Annotated in this window: 8 protein-coding genes and 1 pseudogene; 5 read left to right on the forward strand and 4 right to left on the reverse strand. The window is 61.3% G+C overall.

From position 1 onward, the window contains the following. Positions 1 to 982: pseudogene (locus A2J02_RS16165) on the reverse strand (DDE-type integrase/transposase/recombinase); the annotation flags it as partial. 305 nt (positions 983 to 1,287) lie between these two features. Here A2J02_RS16165 and A2J02_RS16170 point away from each other — a divergent pair. Both A2J02_RS16170 and A2J02_RS16175 read left to right on the forward strand, forming a co-directional pair. Next, entirely contained in the window at positions 1,288 to 1,860 is a 573-nt protein-coding gene (locus A2J02_RS16170) for a recombinase family protein (protein ID WP_068051203.1), read from the forward strand. Positions 1,861 to 1,921: 61 nt separating this feature from the next. Beyond that, the gene (locus tag A2J02_RS16175) at positions 1,922 to 2,464 is read left to right on the forward strand and encodes a hypothetical protein (RefSeq protein WP_068051205.1); all 543 of its coding nucleotides are present in this window, start codon (positions 1,922 to 1,924) and stop codon (positions 2,462 to 2,464) included. A gap of 39 nt (positions 2,465 to 2,503) precedes the next feature. Here A2J02_RS16175 and A2J02_RS16180 read toward each other — a convergent pair whose 3' ends face one another. Beyond that, a complete protein-coding gene (locus A2J02_RS16180; protein ID WP_068051207.1) occupies positions 2,504 to 2,950 on the reverse strand; it encodes a hypothetical protein in 447 nt (148 codons plus the stop codon). A gap of 226 nt (positions 2,951 to 3,176) precedes the next feature. Continuing rightward, complete coding sequence (locus tag A2J02_RS16185; protein ID WP_068051209.1) at positions 3,177 to 3,833, reverse strand: winged helix-turn-helix transcriptional regulator; 657 nt, start codon at positions 3,831 to 3,833, stop codon at positions 3,177 to 3,179. Between the two features lie 92 nt (positions 3,834 to 3,925). Here A2J02_RS16185 and A2J02_RS16190 point away from each other — a divergent pair, with 92 nt between their 5' ends. The 3 genes from A2J02_RS16190 (at position 3,926) to A2J02_RS16200 (ending at position 5,469) form a co-directional block, all read left to right on the forward strand. Beyond that, positions 3,926 to 4,345 (forward strand): DUF1761 domain-containing protein, encoded by a 420-nt coding sequence (locus A2J02_RS16190; RefSeq protein WP_068051211.1) that lies wholly within the window; start codon positions 3,926 to 3,928, stop codon positions 4,343 to 4,345. A gap of 130 nt (positions 4,346 to 4,475) precedes the next feature. After that, positions 4,476 to 5,024 carry a recombinase family protein gene (locus A2J02_RS16195; protein WP_032375677.1) on the forward strand — a complete coding sequence of 183 codons (549 nt, stop codon included), beginning with the start codon at positions 4,476 to 4,478 and terminating at the stop codon, positions 5,022 to 5,024. 154 nt (positions 5,025 to 5,178) lie between these two features. Continuing rightward, positions 5,179 to 5,469 (forward strand): hypothetical protein, encoded by a 291-nt coding sequence (locus A2J02_RS16200; RefSeq protein ID WP_068051213.1) that lies wholly within the window; start codon positions 5,179 to 5,181, stop codon positions 5,467 to 5,469. Between the two features lie 201 nt (positions 5,470 to 5,670). Here A2J02_RS16200 and A2J02_RS28770 read toward each other — a convergent pair. Beyond that, a partial coding sequence (locus A2J02_RS28770) for a hypothetical protein (protein ID WP_231911470.1) occupies positions 5,671 to 6,016 on the reverse strand: 346 nt, incomplete at its 5' end.

Raw genomic sequence — 6,016 nt, forward strand, 5'->3', positions numbered from 1 at the left:
GCGTTGGGTTCGAGAACGTGGTGCCGGGGAGTTCGTGGACCTGGGTCATGACGGTGCCAATGATGCGTTCGACGATCCCGCCGTAATGCGGCCGGCCGGGTGGTCGGTAGCCGAGGTCGATGCCGTGCTGCTCGCAACCACGCTGGAGCGCTTCACTTTTGAACTCGGCGGCGTTGTCGACATACAAGGCGCGCGGCTTTCCGACCATCGGCCACCGCACATCCGCGCCAAGGCCCAAAGCGTCGATCCATACGCTCTTGTCCGAGCACACCCTGCCCAGACACAACCCGACGGACACTGCGGACGGCGGATCGAGTGTGACGACGAACCCTGGCACACAGCGGCTGAAGACATCGATGGCAATCGTGAGATACGGACGTCCGATCGGTGCCCGGTCGTATTCGTCGACGATCATCAGATCGACCACGGTGTGATCGATCTGGACTTGTTGCAGAACGGCCGTCACCGGCGGCGGGACGTCGCCAGCGGATTGCCGCGATCGGGCCGCGTCCGGTCCGCCACGTGAGCGTGCGACGCGGCCCGGGTGCATTGCTGCGATCCGCGCGTTGACTGTGTTGCGGGCTGGGATCGGGAGTCCGGCGCGGCGGCAGGCGAGCGCGATACGACGATGCAGCGCAGCCACACTGAGCTTCTGGCGAGCCAGAAAGTCACGGTTGATGTGCTCGGCGATTACCACTTCCACCTCGGTCGGCACGCGGGAGCGTCCGCGCCCGCCTGAAGGTGCGGAGACCAACAGATCGGTGACCGCCCCTCCCCCATTCCGGAGCCTGGACAGCAGCACGTACACACGCCGCGGCGAGACCCCCAACTGCTGCGCTGCATCCTCGACCACTGCGGTACCAATCGAGGATAGATCCGCTAGTTCGCTGAGCACTGCAAACCGCGTCCGCGCCTGCTCCCACTGCTCGGCCGACGCGGTCAGCACACCGGTCTCGGCGACGTCGAACTTGTCCGCGTCCATCGCAGCCTCCGAACGCCCAGCCTGGGTGACCGATTGTGCAGTGCACTTCTGCACTCAGAATGTCAGAAGACGACTGCAATCGGAGGTGAAACCCCAGGAAAGCATGACGCGCACTCCTGAAACTGACATTGGGCAATCCGCTGCTGTGACGGGTGCCGAAAACGATCGGTTCCGGCGAGCGACGTAAGACAATCGGGGTTGTGCGTTACATTGCTGCGGACACGAGTTCTTTTACACAACGAACGCAGCTCGGCGTTCAGCGCGATTTGATGTAACGCAAACCATCGTTTACGTACACTTGCGGAATGAAGATCGGTCTCGCACGTGTTTCCACTCGCGATCAGCACCCGCTCGCACAGGAGGACGCACTGAAAGCGGCCGGCTGCGACGAAGTGTTCACCGATCACGCCTCCGGGGTTCTCGCACGACGACCCGGTCTCGAGAAGGCACTGCTGATGGCTCGGGCCGGCGATCAAATAGTGGTCACGAAACTAGACAGGCTCGGTCGTTCACTGTCGAACCTGATTGAGCTGGCCGAGCTTCTGCGCGACCGGAAGGTCGATCTAGTTGTCCTCGACCAGGGCGTCGACACCTCGACGCCGGTCGGGCGCATGTTTTTCTCCATCCTCGGAGCAATTGCCGAATTCGAGCATGCTCTGATGTCGGAGCGGACGGCCGACGGTCTCGCCGCCGCGCGCGCTCGGGGACGAACCGGCGGCAGGAAACCGAAACTCGGTGCGAGACAGGTACAGATGGCGCGCGCGATGTACGACGAAGTCGGCACAGACGGAAAGCGCGCGTACACCGTGGCTCAGATTGCAGCCGAATTCGGTGTCACACGGCCGACTATCTATCGTCACCTAAGCCCGGCACCATAGTGGGCAGAGTGGTTGACCGACGGTCGGTCCGATCAGGCTGTTGCCGAGTTAGGCTCAAGAGGTGGTCAGCAACCCAGCGCTCAGAATCTCGCGCCTTCGCAATCTGATCGATCACTCGAGGACTGGCACAGAGGAGCGCGCCGCCGCGCAGCGCATGCTGGATCGCATCCTGACAAAACCACGGTCACCGTTGTTGATCGATGGCCGCCACTACGGCTCACGGCACGGACGCGTTGGCCGTCACGCTGGTCTCGCTCAGATCGCTGAGATGATTCGCGAGGATATCGCCCTCGCTCGATCTGTCTTTTCGACCGACGCTCCGACGGGCGACCTCGTGTTAGGAGATCCAATCGGCGACGCACCCGCAAATATTCGGTTCGACGTCGATACACCTTTCGACAGCCAAATCGTCGTTACGTTGGAGTCGGTGCCTGAGGAGTGGGGTTGGACGCAAGAAGGCGGAGTTTCGTTGGTCTCCCCCGCACTTCAAGCCCTCGCCGACGAGCTGGCCGTGTTCATCAACAGCTATAACCACGATGGCTCAGACATAGCCAAGCGGTTCTTCGGGCAGGTTCGCGCTGGCGGCGAACCGCTAGCTTGGTGAGACATTCGTACTCAGCAGAGGAGTCACGGCACTGCGCGGCTATTGGGCGCGCGCATATCGGACGGAATCGACTACGGCATCCATGTCGATCGCCATCGATGGGTCCGCCGCCTGGGCTTCCTGAAACTCCAAGATGACGTCATCGACCGTGGTACGGCGGGCCATCACCACTAGCTCGTGCAGCACGTATTCGCTGAGCGACAAACCGGCAGCGGATGCCCGTCGATCCCAAACAGTCAAGGCATCTGCGGGGAGTCCGTAGACCTGCACCAACGTAATTGCGTCGTCGTCAACATCAGGCCTAACGCCCTGCTTCACAACATTTTCCAGAGCGCGAACCACCGAATCAATCGGCACACGCTGGTTAGCGAGCGTGACCAGCTCCAGCCTGACCTGGTCTGTCAGAGAAACACCAGCCGCACGTGCACGCCGCCCCAACACGCGACTGACACCCAACGGCAGATCTTCGATTCCTATTTTCGCCATACCGAAGCCTAAATTTGGTGGGACCACCACGCAACTAACCGCGGCGCGTCGGCATGGACAAGTTCAGTTTCTTCCGTCGCCTTGCTTCTGCGCCTCGGCTGCAGCTACGGCCGGCCACCTTGTTGCCAACAACGGACAGGATGGGGTGACACAAACGATCGTTTGCAGCGTTCGTGAGGCGTGGGTGGCGGCAACGGTTCAGACGGTCTGGTTCCGCGGCTCAGTTTCAGAACGGCGGCTGAGTACGTCCCGCAGGGAAAACGGAATCAAGAACCTGCGCGTCACCGCGGACTTGCAGGGAGGGGCGCGCTTGTTCGACCGTCAGTGCGCCGGCGGCGAGGCCGACAATAATCTCCGGGGCCGCTTCGATGACGGTTGCTGCCGTTTGGTCACGGCGACTGAACGCTTGCGGGCCGTGCTCGTCCATGCGCAGGGCGATCGCGAATCCTTCGATAAGCAGATCGACTTCGACCGCGGGCGTCGCAGTGACGTCTCTCAAGAGGGCGGGTAGAGCCAGAACCAGCCAGCGTGGATGAAACACATCGTCGCCGCGGCCTGAGGCGACCAACGGCGTTCCCCACCGCCCAAGGGCTTCCATCGGATCACGGAGCTCGGCACCCCATGGGGTCAGGGCGTAAAGCACCCCGGGATCCCCCAGCTGTCGTTGGACAATGCCGTTTTCTTCGAGCGTGCGAAGTCTCTCAGCAAGAAGGTTCGACGCTATTCCAGCCAGTGATGCTTTCAGCTCGTTGTAGCGCAACGGGCCGGGAAGCAGCTCGCGGACGATAAGAAGATTCCAACGCTCTCCTACGAGGTCAAGCGCGCGAGCCAGACCGCAGAACTGTCCGTAAGAACGAGCTCCGTTACGCTTTACTTTGTCCATTACGATAGATAATATCAACCAAACGTATTAGCTGCCAGTATCTGTCGCGATCGGGACGGCGCTCGCGTATGCAGGGGGAGTGATCGCACACAATGGGTATCAATTGGCTCGGTGTCATTCTCGCTGTAGTGGCGGGGATGATCGTTGCTTTTCTTTGGTATCAGACAGGACCGATTGCCAGCGCATGGGAGAAGCTGACCGGGGTGACCCCGGAGCGGATCAAGCCAGTGCGGGCGCGAAGCATGCTGCAGCTCTTCATCACCGTCATCATCATGGCGCTCGGGTTAGCGGTTGCAATCGGGCTCGCAGCCGAGGCGACTGGCAGCACTTCGGTGTGGGCGGCGCTGCTCGTAGGGCTCGTGATGTGGGTTGCGTTTTCGGCATCGACGCTCGTTCAGCACAACGCCTTCGAGATGAAGCCGGCCAAGCTCACGATCATCAACACCGGGTATCAGCTCGTGCTTTTCCTTGTGATGGCACTTGTGCTCGGGCTGCTCAATGGGAGGGTGTGACAGAAACGATCGTTTTAGACACGCCCTGGATTTGACACGGCAAGGACGATGAGCGTGTGTGTCAGAACTCATGTTCAAAACCGACACGCCGAAATGTGTCCCTACGACGAGTTGTGACACACTCGACCCTGTGGGAGAACTTCTGGGCTACGCGAGGGTGTCGACGACCGATCAGAGCGCCGACGCGCAGAGCGAGGCCTTGAGCGCTGCCGGGTGTTCGAGAGTGTGGACGGAGACAGCGTCGGGTGCGACGACGTCTCGGCCGCAGCTGTCGGATCTGTTCTCGCATCTGCGGCGCGGCGACACGTTGGTCGTGTGGCGACTCGACCGTCTCGGGCGATCACTCCCCCATCTCCTCGAAACGGTCGAGCAGCTCGACGTCGATGGCGTCGGATTCCGCTCGCTGACCGAAGCGATCGACACCACCACCTCCGGCGGAAAGCTGATCTACTCCATCTTCGGAGCATTGGCGGAATTCGAACGCAACCTCATCCGCGAACGCACCAACCTCGGACTGGCAGTGGCACGCGCCCAAGGGCGACTCGGTGGCCGACCACCGGCGATGTCCGGGACGCAAATCAAACAAGCGAAGCGAATGCGCACCGGCGGAATGTCACTCACCGACATCCGAGAAGTGCTCGGAGTGTCGCGATCGACGCTGTACCGGCACTTGAAATAGCCCACCGCCAATCGCCGTTTCTCGCACATGGCCCGCCGGGCCGATGCGAGTCAACTTCCGAAGCTGCCACCGTGGGGGTCTCGGGCACATCGACGACTTTGAAAATCGATGGACGCATGATCAGCCACGAGAATTCGTCTGCTTCAATTCCGTCATGACCGAACCGGTAGAGATCACAACGACACCACCCACCATTGGTGACACACTCCAAGTGCGACGCCTAGAGGGCGGCACCGCTACCGGGACCGTAGTCGAGGACTTCGCCGACTACTTGCTGACCGTCCCCGCCGCCGGCCGAGACTGGGCCATGCCCCATCGATGGGCCATCGCGTCGGAAGACGGAACGCTGATCTTCGCCGACGACGCCGACATCATCGAGCACCACAAATCCGAACCGTCGACGACAGCACCGACAACACCGAACGACATCAGCGACAAGACCTGACCGGTGGACATCTACTCAATTCTGGTTGCCTCGGTCATCGGGTCCGCGGCCGTACTGAGCATTGCCAAACCAGTCCTGCTGGCCATGACGATCATCGACATCACGCGGGCGCTGCGAAACCGCACCAAAGGTTCCCCAGGCCAACACCCGGCGTCAGCACGAAGTGCAGCCAACTTCTGACACTGACAAACGTCATCGACACTACTGATCCTCGCGTTGATCGCCCTCGCTGGTGGGAAGTCGATTCACGTCGCGATCACCGTAGGAATCACCCCATTTCCACACGCCACTGAGTGCATCGCGAACTTCGCTACCGCCCCGACGACGGCGTAGGCGCGTGGTACGCATGGCGTACTCACGGAGTCGATCACGGACATCGTCGTCCAGGTCTGGGCCACTGGGCAGATTCAAGGCCCACCACAACCGGCGCCGATACTCCGCACCCGAAATCCCGAACGCCACGAAGATGTCTTCGTCATCGGCACCTCCATAGGGTTCCCAGCGCACCGCGAACCCCACAAAAGTCTCTGCCGACCGCTCTTCCTTC

Origin of the sequence: Rhodococcus sp. EPR-147 (assembly GCF_001647185.1) — a bacterium.
Classification (GTDB): Bacteria; Actinomycetota; Actinomycetes; order Mycobacteriales; family Mycobacteriaceae; genus Rhodococcoides.

What these genes read in the sequence shown, in the direction of transcription:
- A2J02_RS16170 (WP_068051203.1), top strand. Translation starts at nt 1,288, where the DNA reads ATGAAGATCGGTCTCGCACGTGTTTCCACTCGCGATCAGCACCCGCTC.
- A2J02_RS16190 (WP_068051211.1), top strand. Translation starts at nt 3,926, where the DNA reads ATGGGTATCAATTGGCTCGGTGTCATTCTCGCTGTAGTGGCGGGGATG.
- A2J02_RS16200 (WP_068051213.1), top strand. Translation starts at nt 5,179, where the DNA reads ATGACCGAACCGGTAGAGATCACAACGACACCACCCACCATTGGTGAC.
- A2J02_RS16180 (WP_068051207.1), bottom strand. Translation starts at nt 2,950, where the DNA reads ATGGCGAAAATAGGAATCGAAGATCTGCCGTTGGGTGTCAGTCGCGTG.
- A2J02_RS16185 (WP_068051209.1), bottom strand. Translation starts at nt 3,833, where the DNA reads ATGGACAAAGTAAAGCGTAACGGAGCTCGTTCTTACGGACAGTTCTGC.